The organism is Helicobacter pylori (assembly GCF_001653455.1).
GTDB classification, from domain to species: domain Bacteria; phylum Campylobacterota; class Campylobacteria; order Campylobacterales; family Helicobacteraceae; genus Helicobacter; species Helicobacter pylori_A.
In genome coordinates this window covers 389273-404401 of sequence record NZ_CP011486.1, presented here as the reverse complement: position 1 = coordinate 404401, position 15129 = coordinate 389273, and the positions used below count along the sequence as shown (strand labels likewise).

At 38.3% G+C, this 15129-nt stretch carries 17 protein-coding genes, 1 tRNA gene and 1 pseudogene; 12 read left to right on the top strand and 7 right to left on the bottom strand.

Annotated features, from left to right (window positions below; genetic code table 11):
• Window positions 1-19: 19 nt before the first annotated feature.
• Genes lpxC through AA977_RS01900 form a run of 6 tightly spaced genes read right to left on the bottom strand, consistent with a single transcriptional unit; the run spans window position 20 to window position 5345 of the window.
• Entirely contained in the window at window positions 20-907 is an 888-nt protein-coding gene (lpxC, locus tag AA977_RS01925) for a UDP-3-O-acyl-N-acetylglucosamine deacetylase (RefSeq protein WP_064434372.1), read from the bottom strand.
• Window positions 904-1491 (bottom strand): septum site-determining protein MinC, encoded by a 588-nt coding sequence (gene minC, locus AA977_RS01920; protein WP_033602153.1) that lies wholly within the window; start codon window positions 1489-1491, stop codon window positions 904-906. The genes lpxC and minC overlap by 4 nt, the downstream gene beginning before the upstream one ends.
• Before the next feature lie 2 nt (window positions 1492-1493).
• On the bottom strand, window positions 1494-2816 hold the full coding sequence (locus tag AA977_RS01915) for a M23 family metallopeptidase (protein ID WP_064434371.1): 1323 nt from the start codon (window positions 2814-2816) through the stop codon (window positions 1494-1496).
• 9 nt (window positions 2817-2825) lie between these two features.
• The gene (locus AA977_RS01910; RefSeq protein WP_064434370.1) at window positions 2826-3770 is read right to left on the bottom strand and encodes an outer membrane beta-barrel protein; all 945 of its coding nucleotides are present in this window, start codon (window positions 3768-3770) and stop codon (window positions 2826-2828) included.
• Between the two features lie 8 nt (window positions 3771-3778).
• A complete protein-coding gene (locus tag AA977_RS01905; protein ID WP_064434369.1) occupies window positions 3779-4633 on the bottom strand; it encodes an outer membrane beta-barrel protein in 855 nt (284 codons plus the stop codon).
• Window positions 4623-5345 (bottom strand): hypothetical protein, encoded by a 723-nt coding sequence (locus AA977_RS01900; RefSeq protein WP_064435178.1) that lies wholly within the window; start codon window positions 5343-5345, stop codon window positions 4623-4625. Before AA977_RS01900 ends, AA977_RS01905 begins: the two co-directional genes overlap by 11 nt.
• Before the next feature lie 146 nt (window positions 5346-5491).
• On the opposite strand from AA977_RS01900, the gene panB reads away from it, so the two are divergent.
• The 9 genes from panB to AA977_RS01855 all read left to right on the top strand — a co-directional run bounded on the left by panB (window position 5492) and on the right by AA977_RS01855 (window position 10957).
• Entirely contained in the window at window positions 5492-6304 is an 813-nt protein-coding gene (panB, locus tag AA977_RS01895; protein WP_064434368.1) for a 3-methyl-2-oxobutanoate hydroxymethyltransferase, read from the top strand.
• Window positions 6304-7314, top strand: a complete 1011-nt coding sequence (ruvB, locus tag AA977_RS01890; RefSeq protein ID WP_064434367.1) for a Holliday junction branch migration DNA helicase RuvB — start codon at window positions 6304-6306, stop codon at window positions 7312-7314. The genes panB and ruvB overlap by 1 nt, the downstream gene beginning before the upstream one ends.
• A gap of 67 nt (window positions 7315-7381) precedes the next feature.
• Complete coding sequence (tatB, locus tag AA977_RS01885; protein ID WP_064434366.1) at window positions 7382-7879, top strand: Sec-independent protein translocase protein TatB; 498 nt, start codon at window positions 7382-7384, stop codon at window positions 7877-7879.
• Window positions 7872-8609 (top strand): twin-arginine translocase subunit TatC, encoded by a 738-nt coding sequence (tatC, locus tag AA977_RS01880; RefSeq protein WP_064434365.1) that lies wholly within the window; start codon window positions 7872-7874, stop codon window positions 8607-8609. Before tatB ends, tatC begins: the two co-directional genes overlap by 8 nt.
• Window positions 8610-9647, top strand: a complete 1038-nt coding sequence (gene queA / locus AA977_RS01875; protein ID WP_064434364.1) for a tRNA preQ1(34) S-adenosylmethionine ribosyltransferase-isomerase QueA — start codon at window positions 8610-8612, stop codon at window positions 9645-9647.
• Window positions 9644-10180 carry a 16S rRNA (guanine(527)-N(7))-methyltransferase RsmG gene (gene rsmG, locus AA977_RS01870; protein ID WP_064434363.1) on the top strand — a complete coding sequence of 179 codons (537 nt, stop codon included), beginning with the start codon at window positions 9644-9646 and terminating at the stop codon, window positions 10178-10180. The genes queA and rsmG overlap by 4 nt, the downstream gene beginning before the upstream one ends.
• Window positions 10174-10416: a PP0621 family protein gene (locus AA977_RS01865; protein ID WP_064434362.1), complete on the top strand. Its 243-nt coding sequence runs from the start codon at window positions 10174-10176 to the stop codon at window positions 10414-10416. Before rsmG ends, AA977_RS01865 begins: the two co-directional genes overlap by 7 nt.
• Window positions 10417-10418: 2 nt before the next feature.
• Window positions 10419-10826 (top strand): hypothetical protein, encoded by a 408-nt coding sequence (locus AA977_RS01860; protein ID WP_064434361.1) that lies wholly within the window; start codon window positions 10419-10421, stop codon window positions 10824-10826.
• A gap of 43 nt (window positions 10827-10869) precedes the next feature.
• Window positions 10870-10957 (top strand) — tRNA-Ser (locus tag AA977_RS01855).
• A 1-nt stretch (window position 10958) separates the two neighbouring features.
• Here the strand turns inward: AA977_RS01855 and AA977_RS01850 are convergent.
• Entirely contained in the window at window positions 10959-11561 is a 603-nt protein-coding gene (locus AA977_RS01850; RefSeq protein ID WP_033602146.1) for an outer membrane protein, read from the bottom strand.
• A 284-nt stretch (window positions 11562-11845) separates the two neighbouring features.
• Here AA977_RS01850 and AA977_RS01845 point away from each other — a divergent pair, with 284 nt between their 5' ends.
• The 3 genes and pseudogenes from AA977_RS01845 to ftsH all read left to right on the top strand — a co-directional run bounded on the left by AA977_RS01845 (window position 11846) and on the right by ftsH (window position 15128).
• A complete protein-coding gene (locus tag AA977_RS01845; protein ID WP_000772146.1) occupies window positions 11846-12220 on the top strand; it encodes a chemotaxis response regulator CheY in 375 nt (124 codons plus the stop codon).
• Complete coding sequence (gene prmA, locus AA977_RS01840) at window positions 12221-13222, top strand: 50S ribosomal protein L11 methyltransferase (RefSeq protein ID WP_064434360.1); 1002 nt, start codon at window positions 12221-12223, stop codon at window positions 13220-13222.
• 8 nt (window positions 13223-13230) lie between these two features.
• Window positions 13231-15128 (top strand): annotated as a pseudogene (ftsH, locus tag AA977_RS01835) (ATP-dependent zinc metalloprotease FtsH).
• Window position 15129 lies beyond the last annotated feature (1 nt).

The window sequence follows — 15129 nt, the reverse complement described above, 5'->3', positions numbered from 1 at the left end:
AATAAACCCTAGTTAAAAATTAAGCGAACGCCTTTTGCAATGCAACTTCTTTAGCTGGATCTGTGGTCACTAAAACTTCATAATTTTTGGCGTCTGCTAAAATAGCTTTAACCAACATGGAATTGAGTTTATGACTCCCTGAAAAAGAAGTGTATTTACCCATCACAGGCATGCCTAAAACCATTAAATCCCCCATGGCGTCTAAAATTTTATGGCACACAAATTCCTTTTCGCACCTCAAACCCTCTTTATTCAAAATGCTGTTTTCATCCAGCACGATGCAATTATTCAAGCTCCCCCCTTTAGCCAAACCAATGGATCGCAAATAATTCACTTCTTGCAAAAACCCAAAGGTGCGAGCTTTAGCGACTTGCTCTTTGTAAGCGCTTTTACTAAAAACAAAATGGTGGTTTTGTTTAGAAATAACCGGATGGCTAAAATCAATCGTAAAATTCAAAGAAAGCTGGTTGTCTGGCTCAATTTTGACAAATTTATCGCCCTCTCTCACCTCAACGACTTGCTTGATTTCCATCACTTTTTTAGGAGCGTCTAATTCCTTAATCCCCGCTTCATCTAAAAGCATGCAATAAGTCAAAGCACTCCCATCCATGATAGGGATTTCTTCGTTATCCACAGAGATTTTAAGATTGTCAATGCCATAAGCATGGATAGCTGAAAGCAAATGCTCAATCGTAGAGATTCTCGCATTATCCTTACCCAACACGGTTGCCATTTTGGTATCCGCGATGTTTTCAGGTTTTAAGGGGAGTTTCACGCCCAAATCAGAGCGGTAAAAAACAATGCCTTGATTTTCTTCTAAAGGCTCTAAAACAAGCTTCACAGGAACGCCCTTGTGTAAGCCTATTCCTACTAATTCTACGGAGTGGTTAATGGTTGTTTGTTTCATAATACTTCCTTTATGTCTAGTATATCGTCATTTTTAGTGATTATTTTAATATTTTTATTGACCAAAAGCCGTTCAATCTCTTTTAGAGATAAAATTTTATTTTGAAAAACGATTTGAGCGCTCTTGACTTCTTTCAAAATCAAACACTCCCCAAAGCACACAATCGCCCCTTCGCACACCCCATAAACCGACACACAGCCCTCTGAAATGATCTTCGCTCCATTGTGGATATTACCTAAAAAAATAAGATGGTTAGCGCTATAAATCTCTTCTCCGCTCCTAATATGGCGCTCATAGATCGTTGTTTTAGGCTCTATTGTGGGGTTACTTGGTTTTGAAGGGTTGGTTTCTTTTTCTAAAGGCATGGTTTTGATATGGCGTCCGTTTAGAGCGCGATTGGTCTCTAAAAACAACAGCTGGTGTTTGTGCAAAATGGCTTTGACTTCTAATTCAATATCGTATTTAAATATAATGAGAAAATACTGCAAAAGGGCATGGTTTTTTTCTAAAAACTCTATAACCGCTTTGGGATCTTGTTTTTCAATCTCAAACGCATGCACATTTTTTTGATTCGTTTTTAACATGACTATCCTTTCATTAAAAGCCGTTTGGCTTGCTCTATGGGGGCAATGATATTGGTTTTTATCCATTGTTCGTTAAGCCATTCATTAGGTCGGACAAAAACCCCTTGCAAAAGCATCCCTAAATGCAACCCGCTCTCCAATTTTAAACCACTACTCCCCACGCTTTTATCGTCCTTTAAATGGGCTAAAAAAACGCACAAACCCAAACCATAGCAATTGATTAGACTATTACCATAAAAATCCAACTTCCCTTCAAAAACCCTTTTTATGATTGGATCAAAGACTAACGATAAATCCTTGCCAGGCCTTAAATCCACCCCTAAATGCGAAAATTGGAACAACACCTGATCATCTTTTAAAAAACGCCGTCTCTCTAAAAAATTATTCGTCATTTTAAAAGGTTCATTCAAGGGTTTTAGCGCTTGAAAATCCGAAAAATCCTTATAAAAATCCCCCTGCTTTAAAGCGATTTCTTGGATCTTTTCTAAATCTTTTAAGCGTGCATGAGAAAGCATTTCTAATAAAGTTTGTTCAATATCGTTTTGAAAAATTTCTTGCTTTAAAATCTTATCTTTTAAAGCGCTGATGTCTATATCTTTTTCCCTCACATGATGGGTTTTTCGCTTGAACAATAAGGGGGTAGCGTTAGAGTTATTGGCTTTATCTTTTGCTACAACATAAGCCTTAAAATCCCTATTTTCATAAGACCATGGCACTAGAGCGATAAAAATATTGCGCTGCTCAAATTCCAAAAGCCTAAAAGCTTTAAAATCCTTTTTTTTGATACGCACAAACGCTTGAGACAAATTTTTATCCAAAGCTTCAAAGATCACTATCGCGCTCCCCCCATAAGCGATGCTTGGGGATCGGGATAAAACTTTAATTAAAGGTTTTATCGTATCCACACACACTTCTTGTTTGAAAGACGCCTTATTGCCATTAAAAAAATTAGCATAGCTCCAATCATTAGCGTGGATTTCATAATCAAGACACTTGTCTTCTAAGCCCATGATGTCAGGCTTGATTAAAGGCACTTCTAAAGATTTGGGCTTGTCTAAGACAAGGTTTTCTTTTTCGTATAAAATCAAATCATCTTTTGTGGTTACTTTGAGCGCGTAGCGTTTGATGCCTTTTGGGGCAGTTATTCTAATCTTGATGGGTTTTTTTAAATCCCAAAAAAGCGTTTCTTGATGGTCATTGTTAGCGTTCTCTCCACCATTTAGGCTAAAACTTAACGCTCTGGGTTTTGTGACAAAAGCGTTAAAAATCAAATAACCCCCTAAAATCAAAACGACTAACGCTAAAATCTTAAACCCTAACCCCAAGATCAAGCCTTAAAAAATGAACGCGTAATTCACTAATAAAAAACTGGAGCGTTTGAATTGGTTGTTAGCCGAAATCAACAAACGCTCATCATCTTCTTTATTTTGATAAATCGCTCCCTCTTCTACCCCCATCCTCAAATAGCTAATCGGTAATTTGGTGCCAATCTCTAAGCGGTGTTTCCTATAAAGCGTCAAACTCACGCCCACATTAAAAGTGTAATCCACTTCAATCAAGGATTTCCATAAAAAATTAGGGCTTGAATAACCCCCTACAATCAAATCTCTCCCGTTTTGATTAGGCTTGTCTTGATAAAGCATAAGCCCTATCCCAAAACCCGCATAAACGCCCAAAAAATGCTTTTTCGTCTTAAAATCTAAAGGCATATCAAACAATAAATCCGTATTGACAGCCCCTAAAACATAGATAAACGAGCCTACAGGTTGCTTAAGAGCAACCTCTTTTAACACCCCTCCCCCAAGCAATAAATCCCCATAAAATCGTGTCCCAAAATAAGGCACAAAGTATTTTTGATACCCAAATTTAGCGCTAATCATAGAAACAGGCGCATTAATTTTAATATTGTTTTTAAACGCGCTAGAGCTATTCACGCCATATCTGCCTAACATTTCCCCTTGATAAGATAAGTTAAGTTCGCCATAAGCATACCCACCCCCTAAAAACACCCCACTCTTATCATCGGCTATGGAATAAGCCTTGAGTAATTTTTTCCTCTTTTTTGAAGAAAGCTTAGGGTAAGTCCGCTCTAAATATTCTTCTTCAAACTTATCCTTATCCATCTCTTTGGGCGAAACCCCTTTTTCGGTAAGCTGTTGTTTTAAATTTTTTATTTTTTCATCTAATTGTTGGTTTTCTTCTTCTAAATTGTCATAATCTGTTGCTTGAAGCCCCATAATAAGCGCCAGATAAATCAAACCATATTTAAGTTTCAACATTTTAGCCTTTACAATAAATAGTTGTAACTAATATAATAAATATTAGTGCTTTTAAAATAATATAAAAAGGTTTGCGAAGTTTCTTTTAAGGGGGGCATTTTTAGGGCTAATTCAAAGCGGTGTTTGAGGTTGAGCGTCATGCTCACCCCTAGATTTAACACTAGCCCAAACGCATTGGGCTGCGAATACCCTTTGATTTCTTTTAAATTTTGATACATCCCGTTCCACCCCACTCCAACGCCTCCAAATATTCCTAACGCAAACCTTTTTTCTTTATCAATAGGCTTATCCATCAATAGATCAATATTCAAGCTTGCGGTTTGATAAGAGACTAAAGAATCGCTTTTAAACCCTTTCATCGCTCCCCCTAAATACTCCCCATAAAAGCGTAACCCGCTAATCCCGTTAGCAAAATACTTTTGATAGCCACTCCTTAAACCATACAATAAAGGAGACGCTTGAATGCCGCTTAAAAGTTCAAACTTCTCATAAGGATGGGCATTAATCCCTATATCGCCAAGGATAGCCCCTATAAAAAAACCACTCTTATTTTTAGCCATTTGCTGGAATAAAATAGCTTCATTTTTTTCATGCAATTCCCCTTTGAGCATGTAAAGCTGGCGTTTTTTCTTATGGATTTCTTCAAGCAAACTTTTTTCATCAACGCTCTTTGCAACTTCTTTTTTTTCTTCATTAAGCTCTAGCGTTTGGGCGCGTTTTTCTTCCAAAAGAATAGGGGCGTCTTTAGAAGTATTTTCTTCAGTCGCATTCGCTTCAGTCATGTTTTCTGTATTTTCTTCAGCATGCAAGCTTAATATCAAGCTCAAACATAAAATAAGATTTCTTATTTTTTTAGAACACATATTGATACCCAATGCTTGCTATAGCTCCCCACCAAGTCCCTTTTGAAGAATTGGATTGCAAAAAAGGGAAATTATTCAAAATTTTAAATTCAAATTCAATGCGGTTTTTTTCTAACACCGTTAGAGCCAATCCTGCATTAAAAGACATTCCCCATTCCGCCGTATAATTCACCCCATGCGCTACAACCCCTAAGCCTAAACCCATATACCCCCCCATATAAAGGTATTTCCCTACAAAAGGTAAGGGAATATCCAATAAAAAATCCCCATTCAACATGACCGATTGAAACCCCACGCTCCCAAAGCCCGCTTTCTTAGGGGTCCCTCCATAATATTGGATATAAATGCGCCTGCCAATGATATTAGGCCTAACCAAGCGTGCAAAAAACGACGGCCTAAAGGTTTGATAGCCAAAACGCAAGCCATAAGCAAACAAATAATTTAAAATATTCCCGGTAATGCTAGAGCTGTTGGTTTTAACCATGATTTCGTGGTTATAAAAAAACCCGGTATTAATCCCTAAAAGAAGCCCGCTTTTAGCGTTCGCCCTCTTCAAGTCTTTAATCAATTCTTCCACTTCTTTGTCTTCATAGGCTTTATAATACTTGATGTATTTGTAATATTTTGGGTCTAGGGTGTCATAATCAAGTGCATTCAACCCTGTATAAAACCCCATTAAAGACAATAAAATAGTGTGTTTTTTAAGACCCAAAATCGCCAAATCCCTTGAATTATTTGTTAAAAGTTTCTTTCAATTATACTAAAATAATCAAAATACTCAGTTAAAATGGGGTAAAATTTTTACCCACCCTTAAAGTCATGCTACAATGCCACCATATTTAACCATAGGATTTTCCAATGAGCATGCAAACCGCTAAAACCAAAAAAATCACCCTCAACCATCTCCAAGCTAAAAAAAATCACGAAAAAATCATCGCCATTACCGCTTATGATGCCCTGTTCGCTCAAATATTTGACCCGCTAGTGGATGTGATTTTAGTGGGCGATAGTTTGAATATGAGTTTTTTCAACCAAAACGACACTTTAAGCGCGAGTTTTGAGATGATGCTCTATCACACCAAAGCGGTTTGCGCGGGCGCTAAAACCCCTTTTATCATCACAGACATGCCCTTTGGAAGCTATAAAGACAAAAAAACAGCCCTAAAAAACGCCATTAGAGTTTATAAAGAAACCCAAGCGAGCGCGATCAAACTAGAAGGGGGGAAAGAAAAGGCAAAGCTCGTTAAAACGCTCACTAATGAAGGTATTATTGTAGTGGGGCATATCGGCTTGATGCCCCAATTTGTGCGCCTTGATGGAGGTTATAAGATTAAGGGTAAAAATGAAGAGCAACAAAAAAAGCTTTTAGAAGACGCGTTGAGTTTAGAAGAGGCTGGGGTGGGCTTGTTGGTTTTAGAAGGCATAACCACCCCTATCGCCCAAACAATCACCCAACAAATCAAAATCCCCACGATCGGCATAGGGAGCGGCAAGGATTGCGATGGGCAGATTTTAGTGTGGAGCGATATGTTAGGCTTTTTTGATGGTTTTAAGCCCAAATTCGTGCGAGAATATCTTAAAGGGAAAGAATTGGTTCAAAAAGCGATTGAACAATACGCTGATGATGTGAAAAAAGGGTTTTTCCCTAACGAGTTAGAAAGTTATCATTAATGAAAGAACGGATAGTCAATTTAGAAACTTTGGATTTTGAAACTTCCCAAGAAGTGAGTTTGCGCCCTGATCTTTGGGAAGATTTTATCGGTCAAGAAAAGATTAAAAACAACTTGCAAATTTCTATTTGTGCGGCTAAAAAACGCCAAGAAAGTTTGGATCACATGCTCTTTTTTGGCCCACCGGGTTTGGGTAAAACCTCTATCAGTCATATCATCGCTAAAGAAATGGAAACCAATATCAAAATCACCGCCGCTCCCATGATAGAAAAAAGCGGTGATTTGGCTGCCATTCTCACTAATTTGCAAGCCAAAGACATTCTTTTTATTGATGAAATCCACCGGCTTAGCCCAGCGATTGAAGAGGTTTTATACCCGGCTATGGAAGATTTTAGGTTGGATATTATCATAGGCTCAGGCCCGGCCGCTCAAACCATTAAAATTGATTTGCCCCCTTTCACCCTTATTGGCGCTACTACTAGAGCAGGAATGCTCTCTAACCCTTTGAGAGACAGATTTGGCATGAGTTTTAGGATGCAATTTTATAGCCCTAGTGAACTGGCTCTCATCATCAAAAAAGCCGCCGCCAAACTCAATCAAGACATCAAAGAAGAAAGCGCTGATGAAATCGCTAAAAGGAGTAGAGGCACGCCTAGAATCGCTTTAAGGCTTTTAAAAAGGGTGCGCGATTTTGCACTCGTTAAAAATTCAAGCTTGATGGATTTAAATATCACTTTGCATGCTTTAAATGAGTTAGGCGTGAATGAATTAGGATTTGACGAAGCGGATTTGGCGTATTTATCCTTGTTGGCCAACGCTCAAGGAAAACCGGTTGGCTTGAACACGATTGCGGCGTCTATGAGAGAAGATGAAGGCACGATTGAAGATGTGATTGAGCCTTTTTTACTCGCTAATGGTTATTTAGAACGCACCGCTAAAGGCAGGATCGCCACGCCTAAAACTTACGCGCTTTTAAAAATCCCCACTTTAAACCCCCAAACTTTATTTTAATCTTGTTTAGAAAGAAAATTACACTACAATAACGATAAAATTTTAAAGGGTGTAAAAGTAGATCATTATGTTTGGCATGGGCTTTTTTGAAATCCTTGTGGTGTTGGTTGTAGCGATTATTTTTTTAGGGCCAGAAAAATTCCCCCAAGCTGTCGTGGATATGGTGAAATTTTTTCGCGCGGTTAAAAAAACGCTCAATGACGCTAAGGACACTTTGGACAAAGAAATCAATATTGAAGAAATCAAAAAAGAAACCTTAGAGTATCAAAAACTCTTTGAAAACAAGATTGAAGATCTTAAAGGCGTTAAGATTGAAGAATTAGAAGACGCTAAAATAGTGGCAGAAAAAGAGATTAAAAGCGTTCAAGAATTGATGCAAGATTACAAACAAAGCCTAGAGAACAACACGCCCCCTAACCACTCCAATGAAGAAATCTCCAACGAAGAAGTTTCTAGTGAAGAAACTTTAAATGAAAAAGTTTCAAGCGGTGAATCTCCTAAAGAGATAGAATTAACCGCTAATAGCAGCACGACAAAACACAACAAAGAAAAAGAGCATGTTTGAAGATTTAAAACCGCATTTACAGGAATTAAGAAAGCGTTTGATGGTTTCTGTAGGAACGATTTTAGTGGCGTTTTTAGGGTGTTTCCATTTTTGGAAAAATATTTTTGAATTTGTTAAAAACTCCTATAAAGGCACGCTCATTCAATTATCCCCTATTGAAGGGGTCATGGTGGCGGTGAAAATCAGTTTTTCAGCCGCTATTGTCATTTCCATGCCGATTATTTTTTGGCAATTATGGCTCTTTATCGCTCCAGGGCTTTATAAGAATGAAAAAAAAGTGATTTTGCCTTTTGTGTTTTTTGGGAGCGGGATGTTTTTGATTGGGGCGGCGTTTTCTTACTATGTGGTGTTCCCTTTTATCATTGAATATTTAGCCACTTTTGGGAGCGATGTGTTTGCGGCTAATATTTCTGCATCCAGTTATGTGAGCTTTTTCACACGCTTGATTTTAGGCTTTGGCGTGGCGTTTGAACTGCCCGTTTTGGCGTATTTTTTAGCTAAAGTGGGCTTGATTACCGATGCGAGCTTGAAAGCGTATTTTAAATACGCTATTGTAGTGATTTTTATTGTAGCAGCGATTATCACTCCCCCTGATGTGGTGAGTCAAATCTTTATGGCATTGCCTTTAGTGGGGCTTTATGGGCTTTCTATTTTGATTGCAAAATTTGTCAATCCGGCTCCTAAAGACGAGGAAGAAAACAACAAAGAAAATAAAAAGAGCGAGTCGTAGTTGAAAGAATTTGATTTAGAAAGCTATGATTATCATTTGCCTAAAGAATTGATTGCAAACTACCCCATTTTACTCAAAGAAAAGGCTAAATTACTCGTATATGAAAGGCGTTCGCAAACAATCACGCACACCACTTTTGAGCATGTTTTAGACTTTTTCCCTAAGAACGCCCTTATTGTGTTGAATGACACTAAAGTGATGAAAGCTAGGCTTTTTGGATCTAAACATGCTTTTTTGCCATCAAAAACGACCGAAGTGTTTTTCCACCGCTTTTTTAAAGACAATAGCGCTTTAACTCAAATCAAGGGCAAGATCAAAGTGGGGGATAGGATTTTTTTTGATGGAAATCATTACGCTGAAGTCTTGGAATTACTCCATAACGGACAACGCTTGATCGCTTTTTATGACCATAAAACCCCCCTAGATCAAGCAAGCATTTTAAAACTTTTAGAACAATACGGGCATATGCCCTTGCCCCCCTACATTAAAAGAGCCGATGAAAGTTTAGATGCGCGTGAATACCAGAGCGTGTTCGCTAAACATATCGGCGCGGTGGCTGCCCCTACGGCGTCATTGCATTTTTCTCAAAATACTTTAGAAAATTTATTGAAAGACTTTAAACACACTTTTTTAACCTTGCATGTGGGGGCTGGGACTTTTGCTAGCGTAGAAACTAAAGACATTAGAGAGCATCAAATCCATACAGAGGTTTTGCACATTCCTAAAAAGAGCCAAGAAATTTTGCAAAAATCCCAAAAGATTTTATGCATCGGCACGACCGCTTTAAGGAGCGTGGAATATTTCAAGCGTTTAAAAAACCCTAATCAAGAGGCGTTTGAATGCGACATTTTCTTGCATCTTGCTAACCCGATCCAGCATGTTAATTACTTGCTCACTAATTTCCACTTGCCCAAATCAAGCCTTTTGATGCTTGTGAGCGCGATGATAGGCTTAGAAAAAACCAAAGAAATCTACCAAATAGCCATAGAAAAAAAGTATCGTTTTTATTCTTATGGCGATGGGATGTTGATTTTATGAACCCTTTATTGCAAGATTATGCACGCATCCTTTTAGAATGGAACCAAACGCACAATTTGAGCGGCGCGAAACATTTAAATGAGTTAGAACCTCAGATCACAGACGCTCTAAAACCCTTAGAATTTATCAAAGATTTTAAAAGTTGCTTGGATATTGGGAGCGGGGCGGGACTTCCTGCTATCCCTTTAGCCCTTGAAAAAACTAAAACAAAATTCATTCTTTTAGAGCCTAGAATGAAAAGAGCGGCTTTTTTAAACTACCTTAAAAGCGTTTTGCCTTTAAGCAATATTGAAATTGTGAAAAAGCGTTTGGAAGAGTATCAAAACCCCTTACAAGTGGATTTAATCACCTCTAGAGCGGTCGCTAACTCTTCTTTTTTGATAGAAAAAAGCCAACGCTTCCTGAACGATAAGGGGTATTTTTTATTCTATAAAGGCGAGCAGTTAAAAGATGAAATCGCTTATAAAGACACTGAATGCTTTATAAGTAAAAAGCGCATTTATTTTTACAAATCAAAGGAAAGTCTATGTTAAGAATTTTAATCCCCCTACTCATTATTGCGTGGATCTTATGGCGTTTGTTTTTAAAGCAAAGACCCCATAAAGACAACCACAAAGACAACCATTCTTACACGCAACAAACCCCTAAAGAATTAGAAGATCACATGATTGTATGCTCTAAATGCCAAACCTATGTCTCTAGCAAAGACGCCATTTATAGCGGGACTATAGCGTATTGCAGTGAAACTTGCTTGAACGATAAGAGGTAGATATGCTTATTTTAGGACACCCTTTAATCCCTAGTTCTCGTTTTGTTTTCATTAAAAACACCGATGATATTCATTCTAGCGCCAATAACGATATAGTGTACTTTGAAGCGCACCCCAAAAATTTGGAATTAGCCCAATATTGTTTTGAAAATAGCGTCCATTTTAGCGTCGTTTTTTTGTCGCACAAGATAGAAACGGATACCTTTTTTTTATTCAACGCTTTCAAGCCGCACTATTGCATTTTTAAAGATATTAAGCAAGCCATACTCGCCCAATCGCACGCTACTAATTATTTGTTGGATAGTAAAATTTTATTTTCTATGGATTTAAACGATACCGATTTGTGGGAAATTTGCGCGAAAAATCAAATAGATGGCGTTATTTCAAAAGATTTGATTCTTTTAAAATAAGCCCTTTTTAAACAAATCTTAGTTATAATAAGCCCCTTTTAAAGGGGAGATGTCCGAGTGGTTGAAGGAGCACGCCTGGAACGCGTGTAAGGTGCAAGCCTTCGAGGGTTCGAATCCCTCTCTCTCCGCCATTTAAAAATGCCATGAATGCGAAACAAAAAACAAAAAACTCCTTTCAAACAAGCTGCGCCTTTCAGGCGTTAAAAAGATTTTCATGCCGATTTCTACATCCACCTTATGATACAAAACGATCGTGCGAAACTGCACCCCAAATTTCCCAATAGCCCTAAAATAAGTGTTATGAAAATTGAAATCTTTTAACGAATCCCATGTATTCACCACCAAATCTTTGACTTTATTGTTGAGTATCCATGTGTTAGCCGCTAGTTGCAAACCAAAGAAAAAAGCCCAGCGATTAATGGGGTTTTTAGCGTAAGCGACCATAAAATCCCCTCCCACCCCATAAGTGAACATGTTCGCTTGTAAAGTAGAGTCCTCATTGAAAAGCACATTACCATAATCTATAAAGAAATAATACCTAGAATACGCCCAATCGTTTTTAGGATTCACTTCATAGCCTTGCAAGATTGAAGCCCCTTGCAAAAGCTTGTTAGCGTTTAAGGGACGCATAAACACCGTGCCTATTTGATAAGAAGAAGACATGTAACTCAAATTTTCAGCATTTAAAATATTTAAAAAACTTATACTTAGTATTAAAATTCTTAAATAATACACTTATTCGTAAAATCCTTGTCTTTCTTTTTCAAACCATTCAATGACCCTTTCACACTGTTAGGGGTGTCTTATTTTTAACCCTTATCATAGCAAACAAACTAAATTTTTTTACAAATAAGGACACTCATTGAACGCTCCATCTTGGCCAATGATTAATGTTAGTCAAGGTAATTTTAATCAAAACATGCTATTATTTGGAACAATTTATCATTATAAGGCGTTTAGGACGCTTTGGCTGTTTAAAAAGAGCCTGATTTAAATGCAATCTTAAAAGGAGAAACGCTTTGAAACTACTGGTAGTAGATGATAGCTCAACTATGAGAAGAATTATTAAAAACACGCTTTCACGCTTAGGTTATGAAGATGTTTTAGAAGCTGAGCATGGGGTAGAAGCTTGGGAAAAACTAGACGCTAATGCGGACACTAAGGTGTTGATTACAGACTGGAACATGCCTGAAATGAACGGCTTGGATCTCGTTAAAAAAGTGCGTGCGGATAACCGATTCAAAGAAATCCCTATCATTATGATCACTACAGAGGGCGGTAAGGCTGAGGTCATTACCGCTTTAAAAGCCGGTGTGAATAACTACATTGTGAAACCTTTTACCCCCCAGGTTTTGAAAGAAAAATTAGAGGTTGTTTTAGGGACGAACGATTGAGTGTTAAAATCAATGTATTATGAGTTTTTCTTTATCTTCCCTAAGGAGCGAGAGCTTTTTGAAAGCTTTCTTTTAGACGCCACGCATCTAGCCTTGGAAGAATCAAGCCTAGAAAATTTAAAAGCGTTTGACGATAAAGAAACCATTGGATTTATAAGCCAATCTGATTGGCATTATTTCGCCACTCATAGCCCCCTAAAAAAAGATTTAAAAGAAAATGCAAAAGAAAAACCCCCACACCTTGATGATTTTATTGTTCTACGCTCTGAAAAGGATTTGAATAGTTCGCTCATTCCAGCATTAGAAGCGTTTTGTTTAAATTTGCAACAAAACTTGCAAAACGAATTTGATTTTTTCTATCTTTCACGCAATCTCGCTTCAAAAGACTGGCTAGAAGCCTACAAACAAGCCATTTTACCGGTGCAATGCGCTAAATTTTACATACACCCTAGCTGGCATCAAAAACCAAGCCATATCGCTACGGATTCTAGCATAATGATTGACCCGGCTTTAGCCTTTGGATCAGGCCATCATGAAAGCACTGCTATGTGTTTGGAATTGCTCTCTGACCTTGATTTAAAGCATAAAAACGCTTTAGATGTGGGCTGTGGGAGCGGGATTTTAAGCATCGCTTTAAAAAAACAAGGCGTTAGTGCGTTAGTTGCTTGCGATACGGATAGTCTGGCCATTGAAGAAACCCTAAAAAATTTTAGTTTGAATCAAATTTTACTATCTGTGCAAGATAAAATCATTTGTGGCTCTACGCAAAAAATTCAAGGGCATTTTGATATAATTGTAGCGAACATTGTTGCAGATGTGATCAAGAGTTTGTATAGCGAATTTGTGCGGCTTTGTAACCACACTCTTATTTTATCAGGGATTTTAGAAACGCATTTAAACTCTGTTTTACAGATCTATTATAATGGGTTTGAGGTTTTAGAGCGACGACAGCGTAACGAATGGGTCGCTCTAAAATTGCTTAAAAAACAATCAATAATTTAAGGATTATAATGAAACCAACGAACGAACCTAAAAAACCTTTTTTCAAAGTCCTATTATCCTTGCAGTTCTTGGAGGGATTTTGCTCATCTTTTTTCTACGCTCTTTCAATTCTGATGGCGGTTTTTCGGACAATTTCTTAGCTTCTAGCACTAAAAATGTGAGCTACCATGAAATCAAACAGCTCATCAATAATAATGAAGTAGAAAATGTGAGCATCGGTCAAACTTTGATTAAAGCCAGCCATAAAGAGGGCAATAATCGTGTGATTTATATCGCTAAACGAGTGCCTGATTTAACCTTAGTGCCTTTGTTAGATGAGAAAAAAATCAATTATTCTGGTTTTAGCGAGTCTAACTTTTTTACGGACATGTTAGGGTGGCTCATGCCTATTTTAGTGATTTTAGGGCTATGGATGTTTATGGCAAACCGCATGCAAAAAAATATGGGTGGGGGTATTTTTGGCATGGGGAGCGCGAAAAAACTCATTAACGCTGAAAAACCCAATGTGCGTTTTAATGACATGGCAGGCAATGAAGAAGCCAAAGAAGAAGTGGTAGAAATCGTAGATTTCTTAAAATACCCCGATCGCTATGCTAATTTAGGGGCTAAAATCCCTAAAGGCGTGTTATTAGTAGGCCCTCCAGGAACGGGTAAAACCCTTTTGGCAAAAGCGGTGGCCGGCGAAGCACATGTGCCGTTTTTCTCTATGGGAGGGAGCAGTTTCATTGAAATGTTTGTAGGCTTAGGGGCAAGTAGGGTCAGGGATTTATTTGAAACCGCTAAAAAACAAGCCCCTAGCATCATTTTTATTGATGAAATTGATGCCATAGGCAAGAGCAGAGCGGCTGGAGGCATGATAAGTGGGAATGACGAAAGAGAGCAAACCCTAAACCAACTCTTAGCTGAAATGGATGGTTTTGGGAGCGAAAATGCACCCGTAATTGTCTTAGCCGCAACGAACCGCCCTGAAATTTTAGACCCGGCCTTAATGCGTCCAGGGCGCTTTGACAGACAGGTTTTAGTGGATAAGCCTGATTTTAACGGCAGAGTGGAGATTTTAAAAGTGCATATTAAAGGCGTGAAACTCGCTAATGATGTGAATTTGCAAGAAGTCGCCAAACTCACCGCAGGGCTTGCAGGGGCGGATTTAGCGAATATCATCAATGAGGCCGCGCTTTTAGCAGGACGGAACAACCACAAAGAAGTCAAACAGCAGCATCTAAAAGAAGCGATTGAAAGAGGGATTGCAGGGTTAGAAAAGAAAAGCCGACGCATCAGCCCTAAAGAAAAGAAAATTGTTGCCTATCATGAAAGCGGGCATGCCGTGATTTCTGAAATGACTAAAGGGAGCGCTAGGGTGAATAAAGTCTCTATCATCCCAAGGGGCATGGCGGCTTTAGGCTACACCCTTAACACGCCTGAAGAAAACAAATACTTGATGCAAAAACACGAACTCATCGCTGAAATTGATGTGCTTTTAGGCGGAAGAGCGGCTGAAGATGTCTTTTTAGAAGAAATTTCTACCGGTGCGAGTAACGATTTAGAAAGAGCGACTGATATTATTAAAGGCATGGTGAGTTACTATGGCATGAGCAGTGTCAGCGGGCTTATGGTGTTAGAAAAGCAACGGAACGCCTTTTTAGGAGGTGGTTATGGAAGCAACAGGGAATTTAGCGAAAAAACCGCAGAAGAAATGGATCTTTTCATTAAAAACCTACTAGAAGAACGCTATAACCATGTCAAACAAACCTTAAGCGACTACAAAGAAGCGATTGAAATCATGGTCAAGGAGTTGTTTGACAAAGAAGTCATTACAGGCGAAAGGGTGCGTGAAATCATCAGCGAATACGAAGTCGCTAACAATTTAGAAAGCCGTTTGATCCCTTTAGAAGAGCAAGCGAGTTAAA